2 protein-coding genes and 1 pseudogene are annotated in these 808 nt (G+C 57.2%); all 3 read right to left on the bottom strand.

Annotated features, from left to right (window positions below):
• The coding region (rplV, locus tag ACI2KG_RS28880; RefSeq protein WP_404664231.1) for a 50S ribosomal protein L22 at positions 1 to 306 on the bottom strand (306 nt) is incomplete at its 3' end.
• An 11-nt stretch (positions 307 to 317) separates the two neighbouring features.
• Positions 318 to 593: a 30S ribosomal protein S19 gene (gene rpsS / locus ACI2KG_RS28875; protein ID WP_010486981.1), complete on the bottom strand. Its 276-nt coding sequence runs from the start codon at positions 591 to 593 to the stop codon at positions 318 to 320.
• 16 nt (positions 594 to 609) lie between these two features.
• Positions 610 to 808, bottom strand: a pseudogene (locus ACI2KG_RS28870) (50S ribosomal protein L2); the annotation flags it as partial.

Genomic DNA, 808 nt, shown 5'->3' with positions numbered 1-808 from the left:
ATGGAAAGACAGCTTGACGATGCGATCAGCACGGCCTTTGGCACGTGGCATGATGCGCTTCAGCGAACGCCCTTCGTTGACGAAGACGGTGGAGACCTTCAGGTCATCAACGTCTGCGCCTTCGTTGTGTTCGGCGTTGGCTACGGCCGACTCGAGGACTTTCTTCATGATTTCAGCGGCTTTCTTGCTGCTGAAGGCCAACAGGTTGAGCGCTTCGCCCACCTTCTTCCCGCGGATCTGGTCGGCGACCAAGCGGGCTTTCTGGGCGGAGATGCGAGCGCCCGACAACTTAGCGGCTACTTCCATTTCCTTACCCCTTAACGCTTGGCTTTCTTGTCAGCCACGTGCCCGCGATAGGTGCGGGTACCGGCGAACTCGCCCAGTTTGTGGCCGACCATGTCTTCGTTCACGAGAACTGGAACATGCTGGCGACCGTTGTGAACCGCGATGGTCAGACCGACCATTTGTGGCAGGATCATCGAGCGACGCGACCAGGTTTTAACTGGCTTGCGATCGTTCTTCTCCACCGCCACTTCGATCTTCTTCAGCAGGTGAAGATCGATAAAAGGACCTTTTTTCAGAGAACGTGGCACTGTCGTATCCCTCTAGTTACTTGCGACGACGGACGATCATGTTGTCGGTACGCTTATTACCACGGGTTTTAGCACCCTTGGTTGGGAAGCCCCATGGCGATACCGGATGACGACCACCGGAGGTACGACCTTCACCACCACCATGTGGGTGGTCAACCGGGTTCATGGCAACGCCACGAACGGTTGGGCGAACGCCGCGCCAGCGTTTGGCACCT

Origin of the sequence: Pseudomonas sp. NPDC089407, from assembly GCF_044900445.1 — a bacterium.
Classification (GTDB): domain Bacteria; phylum Pseudomonadota; class Gammaproteobacteria; order Pseudomonadales; family Pseudomonadaceae; genus Aquipseudomonas.
This window is presented reverse-complemented; position numbering and strand designations above follow the sequence as displayed.